This is a genomic window from Caballeronia sp. M23-90, from assembly GCF_053574605.1.
On the sequence record NZ_JBSIPA010000842.1, the window covers coordinates 1 to 1214 of the forward strand.

Genomic DNA, 1214 nt, shown 5'->3' on the forward strand with positions numbered 1-1214 from the left:
AAGCGGACGCGATAGCTCAGGGACGCATTCACGGCCCGAGTTCCTTATTCCATCAAAGCATAGAGATCCGTCGCTTCATAACTTTCAGGCTTATGATAGCAATTTGACCGGATCTTGGTCAGATCCCGAGCGAGCTTCAAGAGGGCGACGCGGAGGTTTCCTCGTTGAACTGGGTGCTCGATCGCTTGCTGCAAGCCGAGACGGCAGACCGAGCAGTACGCTCGGTGAATAATCAAATGTTGGCGGCGAAATTCCCCGTGCATCGTGATCTGGCTGGCTTTGACTTTGACTGCTCGCCGGTCGACCAAAAGCTCATCGCAAAGTTGGCCGAGACAACGTTTACCGAGGTTGCCCACAACCTGGTGTTCGTCGGCGGAACGGGTACGGGGAAAAGTCATCTGGCGACGGCCCTCGGCGTGTCAAGCATTGTGGAGCACGGCAAGCGCGTTCGGTTTTATTCCACGGTGAATTTGGTCAACGCGCTGGAGCAGGAGAAGGCACAGGGCCGTGCTGGCCGAATCTTGGCGAGCATGCTGCGTTTGGACTTGGTGATTTGCGACCAGCTGGGTTATTTGCCGTTTAGCCAGGCCGGCGGGGCGCTGCTGTTCCATTTATTGAGCCACCTGTACGAGCACACGAGCGTGGCCATCACGACAAATTTAGACTTCGGAGAATGGTCGAGTGTATTCGGAGATGCAAAGATGACCACGGCATTGCTCGACCGTCTCACCCATCACTGTCACATCGTCGAAACCGGGAATGAAAGTTATCGCTTCCTGCACAGCAGCACCAACGCAAAGGCGCATATCCGAGCACGTGAGGTCAGTAAAAAAGCGCACCCCGGGCACAGCGCTGCCGAGCCGTGAGTAAGCCGCTACGGGCTACGCCCTTGTGCGACACGTGTTGCTGCCCGCAACGTGTCGAGCATCAAGCAGTAAAGGGCAGCAAAGCTCGTTTCTGTCTTGTCACACTTTGACTTTGAAGTAGGAGGACGAATGCTGTGACCTGCTGTACGACCAGCAGTTGCCTACCCGGACAGCCCTGCGTGCCAATATGAGATGCGACACCTGCCTTGGACCAATTAGAGTACAAAGACAGGATGCAATTCATGGCCAATCCGATGAAATCTGTAGTGAAGCCCGTACCGCAGCCCGCTGGGCTGGAAGCCGCGTTGGAGGGAGCCCGTAGGGCGAGCGCAGACGCGGCTTCCAGCG

Annotated in this window: 1 pseudogene; it reads left to right on the forward strand. The window is 56.5% G+C overall.

Annotated features, from left to right (window positions below):
* Positions 1 to 134: 134 nt before the first annotated feature.
* Positions 135 to 866, forward strand: a pseudogene (istB, locus tag ACRXB1_RS36340) (IS21-like element helper ATPase IstB); the annotation flags it as partial.
* Between the last annotated feature and the right edge of the window lie 348 nt (positions 867 to 1214).